Annotated in this window: 19 protein-coding genes; 17 read left to right on the forward strand and 2 right to left on the reverse strand. The window is 65.7% G+C overall.

The window, feature by feature from the left end:
* Positions 1-99: 99 nt before the first annotated feature.
* The 6 genes from leuC to OK352_RS13700 all read left to right on the forward strand — a co-directional run bounded on the left by leuC (position 100) and on the right by OK352_RS13700 (position 6,427).
* Positions 100-1,533 (forward strand): 3-isopropylmalate dehydratase large subunit, encoded by a 1,434-nt coding sequence (gene leuC / locus OK352_RS13675; RefSeq protein ID WP_265142060.1) that lies wholly within the window; start codon positions 100-102, stop codon positions 1,531-1,533.
* Positions 1,534-1,538: 5 nt separating this feature from the next.
* Positions 1,539-2,135, forward strand: a complete 597-nt coding sequence (gene leuD, locus OK352_RS13680) for a 3-isopropylmalate dehydratase small subunit (RefSeq protein WP_265142061.1) — start codon at positions 1,539-1,541, stop codon at positions 2,133-2,135.
* 62 nt (positions 2,136-2,197) lie between these two features.
* A complete protein-coding gene (gene murA, locus OK352_RS13685; protein WP_265142062.1) occupies positions 2,198-3,526 on the forward strand; it encodes a UDP-N-acetylglucosamine 1-carboxyvinyltransferase in 1,329 nt (442 codons plus the stop codon).
* A gap of 7 nt (positions 3,527-3,533) precedes the next feature.
* Positions 3,534-4,316 carry a lysophospholipid acyltransferase family protein gene (locus tag OK352_RS13690; RefSeq protein WP_265142063.1) on the forward strand — a complete coding sequence of 261 codons (783 nt, stop codon included), beginning with the start codon at positions 3,534-3,536 and terminating at the stop codon, positions 4,314-4,316.
* Positions 4,306-5,430 (forward strand): NAD(P)H-dependent glycerol-3-phosphate dehydrogenase, encoded by a 1,125-nt coding sequence (locus OK352_RS13695; protein WP_265142064.1) that lies wholly within the window; start codon positions 4,306-4,308, stop codon positions 5,428-5,430. Before OK352_RS13690 ends, OK352_RS13695 begins: the two co-directional genes overlap by 11 nt.
* Entirely contained in the window at positions 5,333-6,427 is a 1,095-nt protein-coding gene (locus tag OK352_RS13700) for a D-alanine--D-alanine ligase family protein (protein ID WP_265142066.1), read from the forward strand. Before OK352_RS13695 ends, OK352_RS13700 begins: the two co-directional genes overlap by 98 nt.
* On the opposite strand, the gene OK352_RS13705 is transcribed toward OK352_RS13700, so the two are convergent.
* Positions 6,424-6,897 (reverse strand): DUF3515 domain-containing protein, encoded by a 474-nt coding sequence (locus OK352_RS13705; RefSeq protein ID WP_265142067.1) that lies wholly within the window; start codon positions 6,895-6,897, stop codon positions 6,424-6,426. The two genes, OK352_RS13700 and OK352_RS13705, sit on opposite strands and share 4 nt — an antisense overlap.
* 24 nt (positions 6,898-6,921) lie before the next feature.
* Here OK352_RS13705 and thiL point away from each other — a divergent pair, with 24 nt between their 5' ends.
* The gene (thiL, locus tag OK352_RS13710) at positions 6,922-7,923 is read left to right on the forward strand and encodes a thiamine-phosphate kinase (protein WP_265142068.1); all 1,002 of its coding nucleotides are present in this window, start codon (positions 6,922-6,924) and stop codon (positions 7,921-7,923) included.
* Here the strand turns inward: thiL and OK352_RS13715 are convergent.
* Complete coding sequence (locus OK352_RS13715) at positions 7,893-8,492, reverse strand: RsmD family RNA methyltransferase (protein WP_265142069.1); 600 nt, start codon at positions 8,490-8,492, stop codon at positions 7,893-7,895. The two genes, thiL and OK352_RS13715, sit on opposite strands and share 31 nt — an antisense overlap.
* Positions 8,493-8,540: 48 nt before the next feature.
* Here OK352_RS13715 and OK352_RS13720 point away from each other — a divergent pair, with 48 nt between their 5' ends.
* From OK352_RS13720 to OK352_RS13765, 10 genes are all read left to right on the forward strand, one after another.
* Positions 8,541-10,718 carry an ATP-dependent DNA helicase RecG gene (locus tag OK352_RS13720; RefSeq protein ID WP_265142070.1) on the forward strand — a complete coding sequence of 726 codons (2,178 nt, stop codon included), beginning with the start codon at positions 8,541-8,543 and terminating at the stop codon, positions 10,716-10,718.
* A gap of 44 nt (positions 10,719-10,762) precedes the next feature.
* Positions 10,763-11,245 (forward strand): pantetheine-phosphate adenylyltransferase, encoded by a 483-nt coding sequence (coaD, locus tag OK352_RS13725; RefSeq protein ID WP_265142071.1) that lies wholly within the window; start codon positions 10,763-10,765, stop codon positions 11,243-11,245.
* Complete coding sequence (locus OK352_RS13730) at positions 11,242-12,255, forward strand: AAA family ATPase (protein ID WP_372338112.1); 1,014 nt, start codon at positions 11,242-11,244, stop codon at positions 12,253-12,255. The genes coaD and OK352_RS13730 overlap by 4 nt, the downstream gene beginning before the upstream one ends.
* Positions 12,256-12,262: 7 nt before the next feature.
* Positions 12,263-13,438, forward strand: a complete 1,176-nt coding sequence (locus OK352_RS13735) for a DUF58 domain-containing protein (RefSeq protein WP_265142072.1) — start codon at positions 12,263-12,265, stop codon at positions 13,436-13,438.
* On the forward strand, positions 13,431-15,689 hold the full coding sequence (locus OK352_RS13740; protein WP_265142073.1) for a transglutaminase TgpA family protein: 2,259 nt from the start codon (positions 13,431-13,433) through the stop codon (positions 15,687-15,689). Before OK352_RS13735 ends, OK352_RS13740 begins: the two co-directional genes overlap by 8 nt.
* 11 nt (positions 15,690-15,700) lie before the next feature.
* The gene (locus OK352_RS13745) at positions 15,701-16,261 is read left to right on the forward strand and encodes a YceD family protein (RefSeq protein ID WP_372338113.1); all 561 of its coding nucleotides are present in this window, start codon (positions 15,701-15,703) and stop codon (positions 16,259-16,261) included.
* 2 nt (positions 16,262-16,263) lie between these two features.
* Complete coding sequence (gene rpmF / locus OK352_RS13750) at positions 16,264-16,467, forward strand: 50S ribosomal protein L32 (RefSeq protein ID WP_265142074.1); 204 nt, start codon at positions 16,264-16,266, stop codon at positions 16,465-16,467.
* 1 nt (position 16,468) lies between these two features.
* Positions 16,469-17,191, forward strand: a complete 723-nt coding sequence (gene rnc, locus OK352_RS13755; RefSeq protein ID WP_372338114.1) for a ribonuclease III — start codon at positions 16,469-16,471, stop codon at positions 17,189-17,191.
* A complete protein-coding gene (gene mutM, locus OK352_RS13760) occupies positions 17,175-18,071 on the forward strand; it encodes a bifunctional DNA-formamidopyrimidine glycosylase/DNA-(apurinic or apyrimidinic site) lyase (protein ID WP_265142075.1) in 897 nt (298 codons plus the stop codon). The genes rnc and mutM overlap by 17 nt, the downstream gene beginning before the upstream one ends.
* A gap of 116 nt (positions 18,072-18,187) precedes the next feature.
* Positions 18,188-21,913 carry a chromosome segregation SMC family protein gene (locus tag OK352_RS13765; RefSeq protein WP_265142076.1) on the forward strand — a complete coding sequence of 1,242 codons (3,726 nt, stop codon included), beginning with the start codon at positions 18,188-18,190 and terminating at the stop codon, positions 21,911-21,913.

The raw sequence follows: 21,913 nt of genomic DNA on the forward strand, positions 1-21,913 counted from the left end.
GGTCTGCTTCTTAGCTGCCGCGGCGAGGCCTAGTCTTCAGGCATCCTCGTCGCGGAGTCTGGTGACGCCTCTTTCACTTCACCCCAAGGAAGCACTTCAATGCCACAGAACGCTGACACCCCGAACACCCCGCGCACGCTGGCCGAAAAGGTCTGGGCCGACCACCTTGTTTCGAAAGGGCAGGACGGCACCCCCGACCTCATCTATGTCGATTTGCACCTCGTCCACGAGGTGACGAGTCCGCAAGCCTTCGACGGCCTGCGTATGGCCGGTCGCCCCGTCCGGCGCCCCGACCTCACGATCGCCACGGAGGATCACAACACACCAACGCTCGCGATCGACAAGCCGATTGCCGATCTCACGAGCCGGACGCAGATCCAGACGCTGCGCAACAACGCTGAGGAGTTCGGCATCCGGCTTCACTCGCTTGGCGACGTCGAACAGGGAATCGTGCACGTCGTCGGCCCTCAGCTTGGCCTGACGATGCCGGGAATCACCGTCGTGTGCGGAGACTCGCACACATCGACCCACGGTGCATTCGGCGCGATGGCCTTCGGAATCGGAACGAGCGAGGTCGAGCACGTCATGGCGACGCAGACGCTCCCGCTCAAGCCGTTCAAGACGATGGCCATCACGGTGGAGGGCACGTTGAAGCCCGGTGTCACGGCGAAAGACATCATCCTCGCCGTGATCGCGAAGATCGGCACGGGCGGCGGGCAGGGGTACGTGCTCGAGTACCGCGGCAGCGCCATCAGGTCGCTGTCGATGGAGGGCCGCATGACGATCTGCAACATGTCGATCGAAGCGGGTGCCCGCGCCGGTATGGTCGCTCCAGACCAGACGACATACGACTACCTGAAGGGGCGCCCCCATGCTCCCGAGGGCGCGGACTGGGACGAGGCTGTCGCGTACTGGGACACGCTGCCGACCGATGACGGGGCCGTCTTTGACGCCGAGGTCTTCCTCGACGCCGACGAGCTTGAGCCGTTTGTCACCTGGGGCACGAACCCCGGCCAGGGCGTGTCGTTGAGCGGTGAGATTCCGGACCCAGGGCAGTTCACCGACCCCACCGATCGTTCATCTGCTGAGCGCGCCCTCGAATACATGGACCTCGCGCCGGGAACGAAGCTCAAGGAGATTCCCGTCGACGCCGTCTTCATGGGATCGTGCACCAACAGTCGCATCGAGGACCTGCGATCCTTTGCCTCGATCATCAAGGGAAAGAAGAAGGCCGACGGTGTGCGCGTCATGGTCGTCCCCGGCTCGGCCCGAGTCCGGCTGGAGGCCGAAGCCGAGGGAATCGACAAGATCGTCGAGGAGTTCGGCGCCGAGTGGCGGTTCGCCGGGTGCTCGATGTGCCTCGGCATGAATCCCGACCAGCTCTCACCCGGTGAGCGCTGCGCGTCAACAAGCAACCGAAACTTTGAAGGTCGCCAGGGCAAGGGTGGGCGCACCCACCTCGTGTCGCCCGTTGTCGCCGCGGCCACGGCCGTGCGCGGCACGCTGTCGAGCCCGTCTGACCTGGAGAACTGAGAATCATGCAGAAATTCACAACTGTGACGGGGATCGCCGCTCCATTGAAGCGGTCAAACGTCGACACCGACCAGATCATCCCCGCTGTCTACCTGAAGCGCGTCACGAAGACCGGCTTCGATGACGCCCTGTTCGCCGGCTGGCGACAGGATCCCGAATTCGTGCTCAACAGACCGGAGTTCTCGGGTGCCAGCATCCTGGTCGCCGGCCCGGATTTCGGCACGGGATCGTCACGTGAGCATGCGGTCTGGGCGCTGCGCGACTTCGGTTTCGCCGTCGTTCTGAGCCCGCGTTTTGGAGACATCTTCCGGGGGAACTCCGGCAAGCAAGGCCTGCTGGCCGCCCAGATCAGCGAAGATGACCTCGAACGGCTCTGGGCGGTCATCGACGAGAACCCGGGCGTTGAGTTCACCGTGAGCCTTGATGATAAGACCGTGACAGCCGGTGACGTTCAGGTGCCATTCGATATCGATGATTACACTAGGTGGCGCCTGCTCGAGGGGCTCGATGACATCGCGTTGACACTTCGCAATGAAGACGCGATCACCACATTCGAGGCGACGCGGGCCACATGGCGTCCGCAGACTTTGCCCGCCAAATAGCCAAATAATAGGGGCACGTATTGAAGACACTTGTTCAGGACGCAACGCGGGTGGGGGCAGGCGTGGCATTGCACGCAGACTCGATCACGATCCGCGGCGGGCAGCCTCTCAACGGACGCATCGAGCTCAAGGGAGCGAAGAACCTCGTCACCAAGGCGATGGTCGCCGCGCTTCTCGGTGACACCCCGAGCGTCTTGAAAGACGTTCCCGACATCAGCGATGTGCGCGTCGTACGCGGACTGCTCGACGTTCACGGTGTGAAGATCACCGACGGCGAGGAAGACGGTGAACTGCATCTGGATCCAGGTGCCGTCGAGTCTGCCCACATGGCTGACATCGATGCCCACGCGGGCTCGAGTCGCATTCCGATCCTGTTCTGCGGACCGCTTCTGCACCGCCTCGGCGAGGCATTCATCCCGGATCTCGGCGGGTGCCGCATTGGCGACCGACCCATCGACTTCCACCTGGATGTTCTGCGCACGTTCGGTGCGGTCGTCGAGAAGCTGCCCAGCGGAATCCGGCTCTCGGCCCCGACCGGGCTCCGAGGCGCCAAGATCGAACTGCCCTACCCGAGTGTCGGCGCAACCGAGCAGGTTCTCCTCACCGCCGTGCGCAGTGAGGGCATCACAGAACTCCGCGGTGCCGCCATCGAGCCCGAGATCATGGATCTCATCAACATCCTGCAGAAGATGGGCGCGATCATCTCCGTCGACACCGATCGTGTCATCCGCATTGAGGGGGTCACGGCGCTCAGCGGGTACTCGCATCGGGCACTTTTCGACCGCAACGAGGCGGCCAGCTGGGCTGCCGCGGCGCTCGCGACCGAAGGCGACATCTTCGTCGGTGGAGCTCGGCAGTCTGAGATGCTGACCTTCCTCAACGTCTTCCGCAAGGTGGGCGGCGAATTCGAGATCCACGAGGACGGGATCCGGTTCTACCACCCGGGAACGGCTCTGAATCCTGTCATCATCGAGACGGACGTGCACCCGGGCTTCATGACGGACTGGCAGCAACCTCTCGTCGTCGCCCTGACCAAGGCGCAGGGTGTTTCCATCGTGCACGAGACCGTCTACGAGAAGCGCTTCGGCTTCGTGGACGCGCTCGTCGAGATGGGGGCGACGATCCAGATCCACCGCGAGTGCCTCGGCGGGCAGGCCTGCCGATTCGGTCAGCGCAACTTCAACCACTCTGCCGTGATCTCGGGGCCGAGCACGCTGCACGGTGCCGACATCGTCGTTCCCGACCTGCGCGGAGGGTTCTCGCACCTCATCGCGGCGCTCAGCGCTGAGGGAACCTCACGCGTCTCAAACGTCGGAATTATCAGCCGCGGATACGAGCGCTTCCTTGAGAAGCTGCAGCTGCTCGGGGCCGACTTCACAATCGAAGGATAATGGGGGAGTGTCAGACACTCCGAAGCCATTGCCACAGACGTCAGTGAAGCGCAGCACCGAGAAGTCGCGTCCGTCGGTCTTCTGGATCCTCGCGGCGATCATCTTGCCGATCGCGCGCGTGATGATGAAGATCACGATCATCGACGGACACAAGCTTCCGAAGAACGGCCCGTTCATTCTCGCGCCGAATCACTACAGCGAGATCGACCCAATCGTGATCGGAATCGCGACCTGGAAGATCGGCCGTGTCCCGCGGTTCATGGCGAAATCGTCACTGTTTCGCATTCCTGTCGTCGGGCGCCTCCTTCGAGCCTCCGGACAGATACCGGTCGAGCGTGAGGGCTCGTCGAGAGGAAACGGACCGATCGACGCTGCCGGTACGCTCGTGACAACGGGCGGGGGCGTCATCGTGTATCCCGAGGGAACCCTGACGCGTGACCCGGATCTGTGGCCCATGCGTGGCAAGACCGGGGCAGCGCGCATGGCGCTCACGCACGATCTTCCCGTGATCCCGATTGCCCACTGGGGAACCCAAAAAGTGATGGCACGCTACGCGAAGAAGGTCAGTTTCTTCCCGCCCAAGAAGATCACGATCAAGGTGGGCGATGCCGTCGATCTGTCCGCCTTCGACGGACGCGCGCGAGATTCCGCTGCCTTCGCGGCCGCGACCGGTACGATCATGGACGCGATCACGGCTGAACTCGAGGATATCCGCCACGAGAAGGCACCCTCCGAACGCTGGGATCCGACCAAGCACAATCAGAGGGAGACTGGACGCTTTGAGTCGTAAGACGACGACGGCCCGAGTGGCGGTGATCGGTTCGGGCAGCTGGGGCACCACGTTCGGCAAGATCCTCGCCGACGGCGGCAGCGATGTCACCATGTGGGCGCGCCGCGCCGAAGTTGCGCGGGACATCTCGAAGAATCACCGCAATCAGGACTACCTGCCCGGTGTGACGCTTCCCCCGCGGATGACCGCGGTGACGAAGCTCGCCGACGCCGTCGCGGGCGCTCAGCACGTCTTCGTCGCCGTTCCAAGCCAGTCGCTGCGCGACAACCTCGTCGAGCTGCGCCCGCATCTGGCCGACGAGGCCAGCATCGTGTCGCTCATGAAAGGCGTCGAACGCAGCTCGGGGATGCGCATGAGCCAGGTCATCGAGGAAACCCTGGATTGGGATCCGGCACGTGTCGCGGCAGCATCCGGCCCCAACCTGGCGCTCGAAATCGCCAAAGAGCAGCCGACGGCCGCGGTTGTGGCCTCACAGAGTCTCGAGACGGCCCAGGCGATCGCGCTGCTCGCCCGCAACTCGTATTTTCGGACCTTCGTCAACACCGACGTGATCGGGACGGAATTCGGCGGCGTGCTGAAGAACCTCATTGCCGTCGCCATCGGTATCGTCGACGGCGTCGGCTACGGAGAAAACACCAAGGCATCGATCATCACACGCGGTCTCGTTGAGATGACGGACTTTGCCGTGGCGTTCGGTGCCCAGCCCGAGACGCTCTCCGGCCTTGCAGGACTGGGCGACCTGATCGCCACGTGTCAGTCGCCGCTGTCCCGTAATAACACGGCGGGCAGACTGCTCGGCCAAGGGTATAGTTTCTCGTCGGTCGTCAAGCAGATGCAGCAGACGGCCGAAGGTCTCGCTTCGGTGGGGCCGGTGCTGGAGATGGCTGATTCGGTTGGTGTGAGCATGCCGATCGTGCAGCAGGTCAAGCAGGTTCTCGACGGAACGCTCGACCCCAAGGGAATCGCCCCGCACCTGACAACCGAATCAGACGAACCCCAGGGGGAGAGGACGACCGATGATGCGAAAGCTGCGGGTGGCGGTGCTGTTTGGGGGGCTCTCAAGCGAGCATTCGATCAGTTGCGCAACGGCGGCGGGAGTGCTGGGAGCGATTGACCGCGACCGATTCGAGGTGATTCCCATTGGGATCACACGGGCCGGACAATACGTTCTGCAAGACGACCTCAGCACGTTCTCGCTCGATCGCGCCGAACTCCCCGAGGTCACGGACAACGGCACTCGGGTGCGCTGGCCCGATGACGCGACGAGTCGTGAGATGACACTCGAGCGCGACGGAGAAGTCGTCTCGCTCGGCGTCATCGACGTGGTATTCCCGATCCTGCACGGAACGTCGGGCGAAGACGGCACGATTCAGGGGCTTCTCGAACTCGCGGGGCTTCCCTATGTCGGCTCCGGTGTGCTCGCCTCAGCCCTGGGCATGGACAAGCACTTCACCAAGACGGTGCTTCAGCACGCCGGGATTACCGTGGCGCCCTGGAAGCGTGTGCGCAGCGCTGAGTGGGAGGCAACTCCGGATGCTGCGGGCGCACTCCTCGAGGGGCTCACCCTTCCCGTCTTCGTGAAGCCGGCTCGAGCGGGCTCCAGCGTCGGCGTCAGCCGTGTCGCGCACCCCGACGAGCTCGCTGAGGCCCTGCGCGTGGCGTTCGCCGAAGACGACTCCGCGATTGTGGAACAGGGGATCGATGGCCGTGAGGTCGAGATCGCTGTTCTCGGCGGGCGCCCGGGCGAAGCCGCCCGAACCTCTGATGTCGCCGGTGAGATCGTCGTCTCGGGACGAGACTTCTACGATTTCGACGCGAAGTACTTGGGGGCGGCTGGCATCGATCTGGTGTGCCCCGCTGAGGTGACAGGCGACGAGCTCGACGAGATGAAGTCCACTGCGCTCCACGCCTTCGATGCCGTCGGCGCCGAAGGGCTCGCCCGCGTCGACTTCTTTCTGGCGGACGACGGGTTCGTGCTCAACGAAGTGAACACGATGCCGGGGTTCACACCGATCTCGATGTTTCCCACATGCTGGATCGCTTCGGGGCTCAGCTACAGCGACCTGATCACCGAACTCATCGAGGCCGGCAGAGAGCGCGGCGCTCGTTAACCGGTGACGTCCTCAGCGTTCAGGCACTTCTCCGACTGATCGATCACGCTGACCGCGGCTGAGAGGTCGAGCAGAGCAGATCCGGACGCTTCGCGGTTGTCGATCACGACCTCGACGGCGGGCGTCCGCCCGTACGTCGTGAATCGATAGATCGGTGCCTCGCTGTCATCACGCACCCAGTCGACGCCATCCACGCTGAAGCAGGGCATAGTCGTCGGCCCGATGGGCGTGACGCCGCAGTGCAGCAGGATCGAGGCGGGATCGCCCCACGCTCCGGTCGCCTGAGCCGTCGTCTGGCGTTTGTCGAAATCGCCGACGGCGTCGGGAAGACGCACCGTGACAGCGGCACACATCGGGTCATTCGAATCGGGGGCGGGCTCCATGGCGACTGCGCCGGCACAGCCCGTCAGAGAGAGGGCTGACGCGGCAATGAGGAGAGACGCCGAGAGGGCACGGGCACGGTTACGCATCACATTCAGGCTACCGTTGATGGTATGGGGTTCTCTGACAGCGCTGGTGGGCCGAGTGTCGCCGAGGTGAGCGAGGGCGAGGTGCTCGCTCGCATCTTCCCGCGCCTTCCCGAGGCCGATGCGGCTCTCATCGGTCCGGGCGATGACAGCGCTGTTCTCGCGGTTCCCGATGGGCGCACCGTTGTGACGACGGACATGATGGTGCACGGTCCCGATTTTCGGCAGGCCTGGTCGACACCGTGGCAGCTGGGCTGGAAGGCCGCGGCCACGAACCTGTCTGACGTCGCCGCCATGGGCGCGAGCCCGACAGCCCTTCTCGTCGCACTCGCGGTGCCGGAGTCCACACCCGTCGCCGACGTGGAACGGTTCGCAGACGGACTCCGCGATGCGTGTCACGCTCTCGCGCCGGGGTGCGGCGTGGTTGGCGGAGACCTCTCGGTGTCCGACACCTTTACGATCGCCGTGACCGCATTCGGAGATCTCGCCGGGCTTGCTCCCGTCCTGCGCTCAGGAGCGCGGCCGGGAGATATCGTCGCGGTCTCCGGTCCCCTCGGGCTCGCGGCGCGCGGGCTGGAGCTTCTGTTCCGGGATGGTGTCGATGAGGACGGCGTCCCCGATGCTTCCCGTGCGCGTCGGCTGCGGGAGCAGCATCCGGATCTCATCCTCGCGCAGCTCACCCCGTCGCCTCCGATCAGCGATGGGCCGCGTGCGGCTCGTGCGGGTGCGACGGCCATGATGGACATCTCCGATGGCCTCGCTCTTGACGCATCGCGCCTAGGACGGGCAAGCGGAGTGACGATCGCTCTGGAGTCTTTGCTGCTCGGAGATGAGCCGACTGCGGCTCTGCACGGAGGCGAGGACCACGGCCTGCTCGCGTGCTTCCCCGCCGGTACGAATGTGCCGGACGGATTTGCCCGTATCGGGATGGTGGTGGATCGGGGAAGCGATGTCGTCACCTGCGACGGGGCTGCTGTCGAGGCGCGCGGGTGGGATCCTTACACGGCGTGGGACGGCGCTTCCGGCTGATCATCTGCCGGTTCGGCCCACCAGATAACCGTCTCGCCGTAACGACGGGAGCGCACAGGGGCGATCCAGTCGGGCCAGCTCGGCTCGGGGGAACGCGAGCTTCGCTCCACGACGATGATCGCATCGTCGGCGAGGATCGGCACGAGCGAGTCGAGGTTTCTCGTGAGCTCGTGTTCGGCGAGATCGTACGGCGGATCGAGGAAGACGAGCGAATAGCGGATGCTGCCTGCGGCACGATCGAGCCAACTCTGCACGCTCGACACCACGGTCTCCACATGCAGCGAGCGCTCGGCGGCGCGTGTCACCGTTGAGGCGTTTGCTCGGCAGATGGCGCCAGCGCGCGACGAACTGTCGACAAGGGTGACCGAGGACGCGCCACGGGACGCTGCCTCGAGGCCTTGCGCGCCCGAACCCGCGTAGAGGTCGGCAACATGGGCGCTGCGCAGCGCATCCCGGGCATCGAGAGCAGAAAAGATGGCCTCGCGCACACGGTCGCTTGTCGGGCGCGTCCCCTGAGGAGGCACCTTGATCGCGAGTGAGCCGGCGTCACCGCCGATGATTCTGGTCATTGCTCTCGACAATATCGTGTGTCAGTACCACCGCGTAGACTCGAACACATGAACGAGTCGGGACTGGGAGAGAAGCTTTCCGTGCCTCTCGGCGGCCGTACAGCAGCGGCGTTCGAGCGCGCCTTCGGGCATCGTACCGTCGGCGATCTTCTCGCGCATTACCCGCGCCGGTACGCCCATCACGGCGAGTTGACCCAGCTGGGCAGCCTTCCGGTCGGTGAGAACGTGGCTCTCGTCGCCGATGTCGTGCGCGCCTCAAGCCGGCCCATGAACAAGCGCAAGGGGTCGATCTTTGAGGCCGTGATTTCCGACGGTCGCGGCATCCTCACACTCACGTTCTTCAATCAGAACTGGCGCAAGAGCGAACTCGTCCCCGGTGCGCGCGGCGTCTTCTCGGGAAAGATCTCTGTGTACCGTGGGGCGATGCAGCTCACGCACCCCGATTACGAGCTCTTCGAGAAGTCCCAGGTGTCTGAAGAGAACGCCCGGGTTTGGGCCGAGACCCCGATTCCCATCTACTCCGCCACAGGGTCCATTCCGACGTGGGCGGTCAAGAAGTCCGTCGCACTCGCGTTGGATCATGTGGGGCTCGGCGTCGTCGACCCCGTGCCGGCGGCGATCCGGGATACCGAAGGCATACTCGACTACGGAACAGCACTGGAACGCATCCATCGCCCACGCACCGACAGCGACTGGCAGCGTGCACGGCGGGCCCTGCGCTTCCATGAAGCGTTCGTGCTGCAGGCGGCTCTCGTCGAAAGCCGTGCGCAGGCGCGTGAGCAGATGGCGATGCCCCGCGTGTCAGAACCGGGTGGGCCACTCGAGCGCTTCGAGGCGCAGCTGCCCTTCACCCTCACCGCGGATCAGACCTCGGTCGGAGCCGAGATCACCCACGACCTGGCGCAGCACAATCCCATGAACCGTCTGGTCCAGGGCGAGGTGGGCTCCGGAAAGACCCTTGTCGCGCTGCGCGCCATGCTCACGGTCGCTGAAGACGGCGGCCAGACCGCGATGCTTGCGCCGACGGAGGTGCTCGCCGCTCAGCATTTCCGGTCGATCGTCGCATCTCTCGGCCCCGACCTGGCCGCCGACATGGCACCGGTTCTGCTCACCGGTCGCATGCCTGCGGCCGAGCGTAAGAGGGCACTTCTGCGCATCGTCGGCGGGCAGGCGAAAATCGTGATCGGCACGCACGCCCTGCTCAGCGACATCGTGGAGTTCTACGACCTCGGGCTCATCGTGATCGATGAGCAGCATCGGTTCGGCGTCGACCAGCGCGACACGCTGCGTCGCAAGAGCGCGGCGCACCCGCACACCCTCGTGCTCACAGCCACCCCGATTCCCCGAACCGTCGCCATGACCGTCTTCGGCGACCTCGACGTCAGCACGATCACCGAACTTCCCGACGGGCGACGGGGGATCGAGACGTTTGTCGTGCCACTCGCCGTGAAGCCGACCTGGATGCCACGTGTGTGGGCGCGCATGCGCGAAGAGGTCGATCAGGGCCGTCAGGCGTTCGTCGTGTGCCCGGCAATCGATGCCGACACTCCGGGAGAACAAGACGAAACGGGTGAGGATCTCGACCCGGAGGTCGGAACGGCGATAAAACAGGCCCCCGCGACGGTCGTCGAAGTCACGGCGACGCTGCGCTCGGATCCAGTGACGGAGGGACTGCGCATCGAGAGCATCCACGGCCGTCTCTCGACGGACGAGAAGAACGACAGCATGACGCGGTTCGCCGCCGGTGACATCGATGTTCTCGTGTCCACAACGGTGATCGAGGTCGGTGTCGACGTGCCTAACGCATCGACGATGGTGGTCCTCGACGCCGATCGCTTCGGGGTCTCGCAACTTCACCAGTTACGCGGCCGCGTCGGGCGCGGGTCCGTTCCCGGTCTGTGCCTGCTTGTCACGAACGCCGCCCCCGAATCGACGAGCCTTGAGCGTGTCGAAGCCGTCGCCGCGACAACCGACGGATTCGAGCTGGCGCAGCGGGATCTCGAGCTGAGACGGGAGGGCGACGTCCTCGGCGGTGCTCAGTCCGGCGGACGGTCGTCGCTTCGGCTGCTGCGCGTGGCGTCGGACGGCGAGGTCATCACGCGCGCACGCGAGGCGGCGCAAAACGCGTACGCCGAAGATCCGGGCTTCACGAAGCATCCTGAACTTCGAGACGCGATCGACAGACGGCTGGATGAGACCGAACGCGAGGCGCTGTCGAAGTCCTGACGGCCACGTCGAAATCCTGCGCGCACGCCAGGTAGGCTGGGGGCATGAGCAGGATCGCCGTTGTTCCCGGATCATTCGACCCCGTCACGCTGGGGCACCTCGACGTGATCGAACGGGCGGCACCGCTGTATGACGAATTACACGTCGTTGTCGTGCACAATCCCGACAAGGCAGCGCTTCTGCCCATCGCCCAGCGCGTGGCCCTTCTCGAGGAGTCCATCGCGGCGGCTGGGCTCCCGACGAACATCGTCGTCTCATCGTGGAGCGTCGGTCTGCTCGTCGACTACTGCACGGATGTCGGTGCCTCCGTGCTTATCAAGGGCATTCGATCGCAGATCGACGTGGCATACGAGACCCCCATGGCGATCGTGAATCGCGACCTTGCGAGTGTCGAGACGGTATTCATGCTCACAAGCCCGGCACACGCGCACGTCTCAAGCTCACTCGTCCGCCAGGTGGCGGCCCTGGGCGGTGACGTTACACCGTACGTTCCGAACGCCGTCGCCACGTTCCTGAGGTCGACATGACGGACGCAGCCGTTCGGTTCGACACGGACGAGACCGGTCGTCGAGACGCCATGCCGATCTCGGAGGTCAGCGCTCTGGCCACGCAGATCGTAGGCCGCATCGAGACGGTCATTGACGGCAAGCACGACGCTGTGCGCACCGCGGTCACCGTGCTGCTCGCCGAGGGGCATCTGCTGATTGAAGACGTCCCCGGCGTCGGGAAGACGATGCTCGCGCGGGCGCTCGCAGCCTCGGTCGGGGTCACCGTCAGCCGCATCCAGTTCACGCCCGATCTGCTTCCGAGCGACGTGACCGGGGTCGCCGTCTTCGATCAGCGCGAGAGCCGATTTGAATTCACGCCAGGCCCAGTCTTCGCACACATCGTCATCGGCGACGAAATCAACCGTGCCTCACCCAAGACACAGTCTGCACTTCTCGAATGCATGGCAGAACGCCAGGTGACGGCTGACGGAACCACCTACCAGCTCAGCCGGCCGTTCACGGTATTCGCGACGCAGAACCCCATCGAAATGGAGGGAACCTACCCGCTGCCCGAGGCGCAACGCGATCGATTCTCCGCACGGCTCTCGATGGGCTACCCGGACGCCGCCGCCGAGCGCGCCATGCTCACCAATCGTGATGACGGCGACCCGCTCAGCGCGATCGAGCCCGTCGTCACTCTTCCCGAACTCGTGTCGATGATCGATGCCGTGCACGGAGTATTCGCCTCACCGTCGGTCAAGGCGTATGCCGTCGATCTCGTTGCAGCGACGCGCGACCACGCCGAACTGAGGCTCGGTGCCAGCCCCCGAGCGACGCTTCAGCTGCTGGCGGCCGCGCGTGCCAGAGCCGCCGTCGAAGGGCATGAGTTCGTGTTGCCCGACCACGTCGCCGCCCTGGCCGAATCAGTGCTCGCTCACCGCCTCGTGCCCGTGCCCCGTGCGGGGGAGCGCGGCCGTGACACGGCCGCAGCACTTCGCGCGATCGTTGCGGAGATCGTGGACTCCACTCCCGTCCCGAACCTCGGGTAGGCGCAACATGCCGGCGCAGACGCTCCGCCTGACTCGACGTGGCTGGTCTCTGCTCTGGGCAGCTCTTGCGATCGTCGTCGTGACGACGGCGATGAACCGGCGCGAAGGGCTGTTCATCGCCGCGTTCCTGGTGCTCGCCGTCGTGCTCTGCAGCGCTACTGTCGCGTTCCAGAAGACTCCGCTGCGCATGACGCGCACGGTGCCGGCCGAGGCACAGTGCGGTGAGCCGATGGAGATCGTCTGCACGATGAAATCGATCGGGATCACCAGCACGGTGGCCGGGTGGACGGACGCCGTTCCTCAGTCGTTCGGGCGATCGCCGGTCGGGGTGCTGCCGCCCGCGCATCTCCTGCGCGGAGGGCGGGCCGCCGTGCGCTACCGTGTGGTGCCGACGGTGCGTGGCCTGCACGAGATCGGCCCCTTCAGCGTCACGCTCACGGATCCGCTCGGCGTGTGTGAGGTGGTGCGCGCGGTCGGATCACCATCGACAGCCCTCGTCCTTCCGCGCGTCAGCCCCCTTGCTCCCAGTGAGCTGTTCACGGCGGCCAGCGAGGGGCGGCGCCGTGATCGCACCAGGCCGACGGCGCCGCGCGCCGACGAACTTATTGCCCGCGATTACCGGCCGGGGGATCCATTGAGGCGAGTGCACTGGCGCGCAACGGCCCGTCACGGTCAGCTGATGGTGCGTCAAGAGGAACCGCAGGCCGACCCCGACGTGCTGGTGCTGCTCGACGTTCCCCCTGGCCAGACGCGCATCGACGCCTGCGTTGACCTGGCAGCGTCCATTTCTCTGCACCTGGGGTCCCTCGGCTACCGGATCACCGTCGCCCTGCCAGAGACCGAGTGGCTGACCGTGTCGCCGAAGGACGCGCGTGAAATCCTGATGCCCCTCGCCGTATGGCCCGGCGGAACAATCAGATCTGCGCACGAGACGGCGCAGCGCTGTGAGCAGCGGTTCGCCGACCGCATCCCGCTTATCCTCATCACCACGGATGCCGACAGGCTCGTCGCCCTCGCCGACCTCGCGACCCAGGCGTCTCCCGCGATTGCCTTCATCGCCACGGGGTCAGGATTGCTGCGGGACACGGTACCGGCCACGTGGCAGGCATCGGGGCTGTCAGACCGTATCGATGTGCCTGCGAGCTGGGACCGACTCAACCGGAGGCTGCTCGTTCATGACTGATGCGAGAGCAGATGCGCGTGCGGGCCGTCGACGCGAGGGGCGTCGGCTGGTTCCGCTCACCGTGTCGCTTGGCCTCCTCATCGTCACGGCGCTCTCGGCGTTTCTGCCGGTTCTCGATGAGACGGGCTGGTGGTTCGGTTGCGTCGCCGTTGTGGCCGCTGTGGCGGGGGCGTCCGCCCTCGCACGGTTTCTGGGGGGCGCACGGCCCCTCGGCAGCATTGTGGGCGCTGCCGCGGGAGTCCTCGCCGTCACGGCGATCTGCGGAGCCGACACGACGCTGGCCGGAATCCTTCCCACGCCCGGGACGATCGGCCATTTTGTCGACCTCACCCAGTCGGCAGGAGAATCGATCTACCGGCAGTCGATTCCGGCCCATGCGGATGCCGGAATCACGTTTCTGCTGATCTTCGCCGCTCTCATGGCCGCCGTGTCGATCGACTTGATGGCTATCTCCGCCGGGGCGGCGGCACCAGTGGGGCTTGTCGCCCTCGCGATCATCATTCCCCCGTCCGTCTTGATGGAGGAGCTTCCGGTCTTCGCTTTCGCCGCGACGGCGCTCACGTATCTCGCGGTGCTCTGGGCCAGCAGGGTTGCGCAGGGCCGCGGCGGTGGCCTGGCCCGGATGCTGTCGATTGGTGTGGTTGCGGCATCCATCGCGGGCATTGGCGCCGCGGCTGTTCCCGGCTTCAACGGCACCAACCCGTTCAGCGTGTCGAACGCGACGACATTGTCGAGCAGTGTGTCCCCGCTTCTCAACCTGGGCGAGGACCTGCAGCGCACGGGAAACTCGGTGCAGTTCCGCTATCGCACTTCGGCCTCGGAGCCTCCGCGCTTTCGGATGATGACGCTTGAGACGTTCGATGGTGAGACGTGGTCGTCGACGCAGGAGCGGTCGGGAGTGTTCGCCGTCGAGCCCGGAGAGAGCCTGGTGCGCAATGAGGGCATCGCCGCCCCCTCGGGAACGCCCGTGAACACCGTCGTGTCCATTGCGGGGCTTCGTGACCGCGTGCTGCCCATCCCCGATGGCGCGATTGCAATCGACGGTGCCGATGGCACGTGGCTCTGGGATCCCGCAGACGAGACGGTGCGCAGCGCGAGTGACAGCACGACGGGGCTGCACTACACCGTCGCCTCGATCCGCTCAGCCCCGACGGCCGAGAGCCTGCGGGCGGCGGATATTCCCGACCGCGGAATCTTCGCCGCTGAACGGGAGGTTCCCGGCGACGTCCCCGAGGTCATCACGAGCACATTGGAAACGGTCATCGAGGGGACCGAGAACCCCTACGCGCGGGCTCACGCGATTCAGACATTCCTGCGTGACGGTGACTTCACCTATTCGCTCTCGGCGCCCGTCGCGCAGGGCTACGACGGAGATGGGCTCGACGTCATCGCCATGTTTCTCGAGCGCCGCGCCGGGTATTGCGTGCACTTCGCCGCCACGATGGCGACCATGGCGCGGCTGATCGACATCCCCTCGCGGATCGTCCTCGGATTCCTACCGGGTGACGAGAACAACAAAGGCCAGCACACCGTCACGACGGAAGACCTGCACGCCTGGCCCGAGCTGTTCTTCGAAGGCGTCGGCTGGGTAGCATTCGAGCCGACACCGGGGCGAGGCAGCACACCCGCCTACGCGCCCGAACCGACATCCACTGCCGAAGCGCAAGCGCCGGAGGACCTCGATCCGCGCGCGTTCGATACCCCAACCGCCCGCGAGACCACGCAGACACCGGATGCTGACACGGCAGCGCCCGACTCGAACAACAACGCCACGCCGAACCTTGCGCCGTTCGGCGCGATCGGCGGCATCGTCCTCGTCCTGCTCGCTGTTCCCGCTCTTGTTCGCGCGGCGCGACGGACGCGACGACTGCGGCGCGCAGGCCACGACCGGTCTGCCATCGACGCTGCCTGGGCCGAGATCGTCGACACCGCCGTCGACCTCGGCTGGCAGCATCCGGTCTCTGACACGCCGAGACGGTTGGGCGAGAGGATCTTGACTCGGATTGACGAGGGAGGGGCCGATGAAAGCGGCGCCGTCGCCGCGTCCGTCGAGAACCTCATGCGTGCCGTGGAGCGCGCGCGGTATGGACCGTCCGTCGACTCCACCATGGTCGGCACCGCGGCTGATGCCCGGGTGGTGCTGTCCGCACTGCGCGCGACAGCGACACCGGCCGAGCGCCTGCGGGCAGCGATGTGGCCGCCGAGCGTGTTCGCGCGGGGCATCCAGCCGACAACCAACCTGGCCGGGTAGACTCGTTTGTTGTGAGTGGAAGCAAGAAGAGCCCGTTCGCGATCAGCGTTCACGACCTCATCGGTCGCCCCGGGCACATGCGCGAGCACGCGCTGACGGTCGCCGCGCCCGAGCAGCTGGGCGAGGGACTGATCTCGGTCAAGCAGGGCGCAGAGATCGTCGAAGACGTTCGTCTCGAATCCGTGCACGAGGGCGTCCTTGTCACAGCCGACGTCTCGACGACGGCGACAGGGGAGTGCGGACGCTGCCTGACAGACATCGCCCAGAGCGTCGAAGTCGAGATTCAGGAACTTTTCGCGTATTCTACTGAGGAAGCTTCTGAGCAGGCGGTTCACGATGACCACGTGGATCTTGAACCTCTTGTCAGAGACGCAGTGGTTTTATCATTGCCGTTTCAGCCGGTGTGCCGACCTGATTGCCCCGGTCTCGATCCCGAGACCGGCGAGCGTCTCGCCGACACCGGTGAAAAAGAACCCCGCGAGATACTGGATCCCCGGTGGGAAGCCCTCGCTCGGTTCTCCTCACGCCCAGGCACCGAAGACTCGAGTGCGACAGACAGAGAAGAGAGATAACCATGGCTGTTCCCAAGCGAAAGAAGTCGCGTGCCAACACCCACGCCCGTCGTTCGCAGTGGAAGGCGAGTGCGCCGACGCTGGTGAAGACCGTTGAGAACGGTCAGGTCACCTACAGCCTCCCGCACCGCGCGAAGGTCGTCACCGACTCGGCCGGTACCGAGCTGTTCCTCGAGTACAAGGGCCGCAAGGTCGCCGACATCTGACGTGCGGCACGCCGCATCCGCTCATCGCGAGCGCGAAACCACCGACCGAGGACCGCTTCTGGCGGTCCTCGGCGTTTCGCTGGACCCGGGGCTTCTTGAACTGGCGCTGACCCACCGGTCATACGCATATGAGCACGGCGGGCGACCGCACAACGAACGCCTCGAGTTTCTCGGCGATTCGGTGCTAGGTCTCGCCATCACCACGGCCCTCTACCGCGATAACCCCGGCCTGCCCGAGGGCGAACTCGCGAAGATGAGGGCCGCTGTCGTGTCGACGGTCGCCCTTGCCGAGGTTGCGACGTCGATCGGCCTCGGCCAGTACATCCTGCTCGGCAACGGTGAAGAGCGCACGGGCGGCCGCGAGAAATCCTCGATTCTCGCCGACACGATGGAAGCGCTCTTCGGTGCCGTGTACCTCGACAAGGGCCAGGATGCCGCCACCGACACCGTGATGCGTCTCGTCGGCCCGCTGCTGCAGGACACCGCGCGCTTCGGCGCGGCGATGGATCCGAAGACACACCTGCAAGAGGCAGCAAATCGCATCGGCGCGCCCGCACCCGAGTACGCGATTGAGAGCACGGGTCCCGATCACGACAGGCGCTTCACCGCGACAGTCACCGTGGGTGACATCGTCTCGGCGACGGGAACGGGTACGAGCAAGAAGCAGGCCGAGATGGCGGCTGCGCTCACCGCGTGGACCGAACTCAATGCCCGAGCTTCCTGAAGTCGAGGTCGTCAGGCGAGGTCTCGAACCCGCCGTGACCGGCGCCCTTGTGACCTCTGTCGAGGTGCGCGATGAACGGTCGTTGCGGCGCCATGATCGCGCAGCAGGAGAATTCGCTGACCTGCTCACCGGTCAACGCATCTCGAGTGCGGTTCGCCGGGGAAAGTTTCTGTGGTTTCCGCTGACCGAGCGCGAGGCACTCGTCACGCACTTAGGAATGAGTGGCCAGGTGCTGCTCCGCGAGCCCGGCGTCGACGATCGGCACACACGCATCGCTCTGACGATCGAGCATCCCGACCATGGCGAGCTCCAGGTCAACTTTGCCGACCAGCGCATTTTCGGAAGCATGGCCATCGATCCTCTGGTGCCGACGGCGGACTCCTGGGCGGGCGGTTTCGCTGGGCAGGGGATCGCAGGCCCCACTGTCCCCTCCCAGGTGGCGCACATTGCCCGCGACATTCTCGACCCCGCGTTCGACGCCGACGGCACGATCGAGAAGATCCGCAGGCGCCGCTCCGGCATCAAACGCGTGCTTCTTGACCAGACGCTCATCAGCGGCATCGGTAACATCTATGCGGACGAAGCGCTGTGGGCCGCCGGGGTGCACGGCGAGCAGGCAGCATCCCGGATGTCACGGGCTCGCATCAGCACCCTGCTCGCGGCCGTGAGGAACGTGCTTGAGAAGGCCCTCGCCGAGGGCGGCACCAGCTTCGACGCCCAGTACGTCAATGTGAACGGCCAGTCGGGATACTTCGCGCACTCGCTGAACGCCTACGGTCAGGCGGGGCGGCCCTGTTCACGGTGCGGGTCAACGATCATGCGCGCCTCGTTCATGAACCGGTCGAGCCACTTCTGCCCGGTCTGTCAGCGGCGCCGTTGATGGTGCGTGCGGTGTTCTCGGGCGACGAGCCTGCCAGATCCGACGGATCGCGGCAGTGATCCGTTACCGTAGACCACAGAGTTCCGCACCATCCCGGTCATCGAAAGGCCTCAGCGTTGTATTTGAAGAGCCTCACCCTCAAAGGCTTCAAGTCGTTCGCTCAGCCGACCACTTTTGCGTTCGAGCCCGGCGTCACGTGTGTCGTGGGGCCCAACGGTTCAGGAAAGTCGAACGTCGTCGATGCCCTCGCCTGGGTGATGGGTGAGCAGGGCGTCAAGACCCTGCGCGGCGGCAAGATGGAGGACGTCATCTTCGCCGGCACTTCGACGCGAGGGCCGCTCGGCCGCGCCGAGGTCATCCTCACCATCGACAACTCAGACGGCGCGCTGCCGATTGAATACTCCGAGGTCACGATCAGCCGCACGCTGTTCCGCAATGGCGGAAGCGAGTACGCAATCAATGGCGAGGGATGCCGTCTGCTCGACGTTCAGGAGCTGCTGAGCGACTCAGGACTCGGCCGCGAAATGCACGTCATCGTGGGCCAGGGTCGACTCGACACCGTTCTGCATGCGAGCCCGGAAGAGCGCCGGGGCTTCATCGAAGAGGCTGCGGGGATTCTCAAGCATCGCCGGCGCAAAGAGAAGACGGTGCGCAAGCTCGAGGCCATGGAAACAAACCTCACACGGCTGAGCGATCTGGCGGGGGAGATCCGCCGCCAGCTGAAGCCGCTGGGCAGGCAGGCCGAGATCGCGCGCGAAGCTCAGACGATCGCGGCGGTCGTCCGCGATGCGCGCGCCCGCATCCTGGCCGACGATGTGGTGACGCTGCGCACGACGCTTGACGCGTTCGGCCGTTCTGAGAGTGAGCGGCACACGGAACGCATCGTGCTGCAGGAGCAGCTCGAGCAGAAGCAGCTGCGCATCGCGCACATCGAGAAGGCACAGCTCGGCGACGCTGTCGACGAGGCACGGCGGGTCTCATACGGACTCGATTCGGTGCAGCAGCGGCTGCGCAACTTGCACACGCTCACGGGCCAGCGCATTGCGCTTCTCGACGCGCAGTCCGAACAGTCTGAGACCTCGTCGACCGTGTCTGAGCAGATGATCACGGATGCCGAGAGCGAGCTCGAACAGCTGCGCGAGGGAATCACGGCAGCCGAGCAGGCGTCAGAGGCAGCGCAAGCGCACACCATGCAGACCCGAGAGCGCCTCGATGCCGTCGACCAGGAGATCCAAGCGCAAGCCGATCTCGTGTCGCAGCATGACCTCGAAATCGCCAAGCTCTCGGGCCAGGTCGAGACCGCGGCCTCCAAGCTTGCCGCGGTCCGCGGAGAGAAGCTGCGTCAGCAGAACTCACTGGACGCCGCAGAGCAGCGTCGCCAAGAGGCCCAGCATCGCCTCAACGAGCTTGAGGAAACATCGAGCGAGAGCAGCGTGAGCGAGTCCGGACTGGACGAGGCCTACGAACTGGCTCAATCGCGCGTCTTCGACGCCGAGGCCGAGATCGACAGGCTGCGCGACGACCTTCACACCAACGAACGCGAGCGCGACGCCCTCGCCGCAAAGACGAGCGCACTGTCTCGCGCCCTCGACATCCGCGACGGAGCGGCAGACCTGGTCTCGGCATCGCTCGACGGCGTCACGGGCATCGTCGCCGACAGCGTCCAGGTGAAGCCGGGCTACGAGGCCGCCGTCGCTGCCGGGCTCGGGACGCTCGCCGATGCCGTACTCGCTACAGGGGCGGCCGCCGCAGAGAACGCTCTCGCCCACGCCAAGCAGAACGATCTCGGCCGCGTCGAAGTCGTGCTCGCCGATGGGCCGCGGCGCACCATTTCGTGGGCGAAGAAGGCTGTCTCGGCAGCATCCGTCGTCACGGCCCCCGACGGCGTGCTGGGCCTTCTCGACCACATCGGCATCGTGGACGATATCTCCGCGGCCCGATCGGCCCGAGCCGAACTCGGAGACGACGCCGCGCTCGTCACCTTCGTGACCGCTGCTGGTGATGTGATCACCGAGCATGTGCTGCGCGGAGGATCCGGCGGCAAGCAGGGGCGCATCGAACTGCTGGCCGAGCGGGATGCTGCGGACGAACGACTCACTGAGGTGACAAGCGCCGTTGAGCGGCTGCGCTTCGATCTGGATGCCCAGAGGGCCGAACACGCGGCGGCGAAGGAACAGTCGCAGCTCGCCCTGCAGTCGCTGCGCGAGTTCGACGCGCAGCTGGCTGCCGAGACCGAAGCGCTCAACAAGGCAACAGTGCAGGTCGAGGCATCGGTCGCCGAGTGCGAGCGCCTCACCGCATCGTGCGCGGCATCAGAGGTCGCCGTGACCGAGGCCGAGGCAGCGAGTGAAAAGGCGAAGGCTGCGTTGGAGACGGCGCAGAGCAGGCCACGCCCAATCCTCGACGTCTCGGCACGCGACGAACTCGCCGCCGAGCGTGAACGCGCACGCGAAGCCGAGGTCGAGGCGCGCTTCCACGTCGAAACTGCGCGGGAACGCGTGTCTGCTCAGGCGGAGCATGTGCGTTCGCTGACGCAGCGCCGTGAGCGCGAGAGGCAGGCCGCCGAGGCGGCAGCACGCCGTGCGGTGATCCGCCGTCGCCAGCTCGACGCGGCGACGCGCGTCTCGGAGGCACTGCCCGAGGTGCTTGCCTCGGTCGAGAGGTCGGTGCGCGAAGCATCCGTCACGCTCGCTCGCGCTGAAGAGCAGCGCTCCAGCCAGAACGAGGAGCTCGCGGCGTTGCGCCGCGAGGAGTCCGCCCTGCGCGAGCGGCTTCAGGCCGTGACCGAGAACGTCCACGGACTCGAGCTGCAGATCTACGAGAAGAAGCTGCAGCTCTCGAGCCTCCTGGAGCGGGCCGGAAGCGAATTGGGCCTTGTCGAAGACGTCCTCGTCGCCGAGTACGGCCCCGACGTTCCTGTGCCCGTCGATGTCGCCGATGCACCGGAGATCCCCGAGACCCCGGAGCCGGGTGCCGAGCCCTCGGCGGAGGCCCCGCACGAGGCAGAGGCGGAGGGCGTGGAAACGCAGGAGCCCGAACTCGACATGCGCGAGCAGACGGTCACCGACGGGTCTTCGTCGAGGCCGGAACCTGCCGAGTCGGGTGCAGCTGCGGCGTCAGACAACACGGATGCTGTCGCCGAGGAGCCCGACGTCGAGACCGTGCCCTACGATCGCACCGAGCAGCAGCGTCGCCTCGAGAAGGCCGAGCGGCAGCTGCAGAGGCTCGGCCGCGTGAATCCGCTTGCCCTCGAGGAGTTCGCCGCGCTCGAGCAGCGGCACACGTTCCTCACCGAGCAGCTCACCGACCTCACAAACACCCGCAAGGACCTCCTCACGATCATCGACGAGCTCGATGACAAAATGCAGAGCATCTTCCAGGACGCGTTCGACGACACCAAGGCCGCCTTCGCCGAAGTGTTTCCGATCCTGTTCCCCGGAGGAACGGGCAGCATCTCGCTCACCAACCCGGACGACATGCTGACGACGGGAATCGATGTTGCCGTGCGCCCCGCAGGCAAGAAGATCGAACGTCTCTCGCTGCTGTCTGGCGGCGAACGCTCGCTCGCCGCCGTGGCCCTGCTCATCGCCATCTTCAAGGCGCGGCCCAGCCCGTTCTACATCATGGACGAGGTCGAGGCGGCACTGGACGACGCGAACCTCGGCCGGCTGCTCAGCATCTTCGAATCGCTCCGCGAGGCGTCGCAGCTCATCGTGATCACCCACCAGAAGCGCACGATGGAGATCGCCGACGCGCTTTACGGGGTATCGATGCGGCAGGACGGCGTATCCGCCGTTGTCGGTCAACGACTTGCCGAGGAGCGCGAGCGGGCGAGCGCGTGA

Origin of the sequence: Microbacterium sp. MPKO10 (assembly GCF_026107415.2) — a bacterium.
GTDB lineage: Bacteria > Actinomycetota > Actinomycetes > Actinomycetales > Microbacteriaceae > Paramicrobacterium.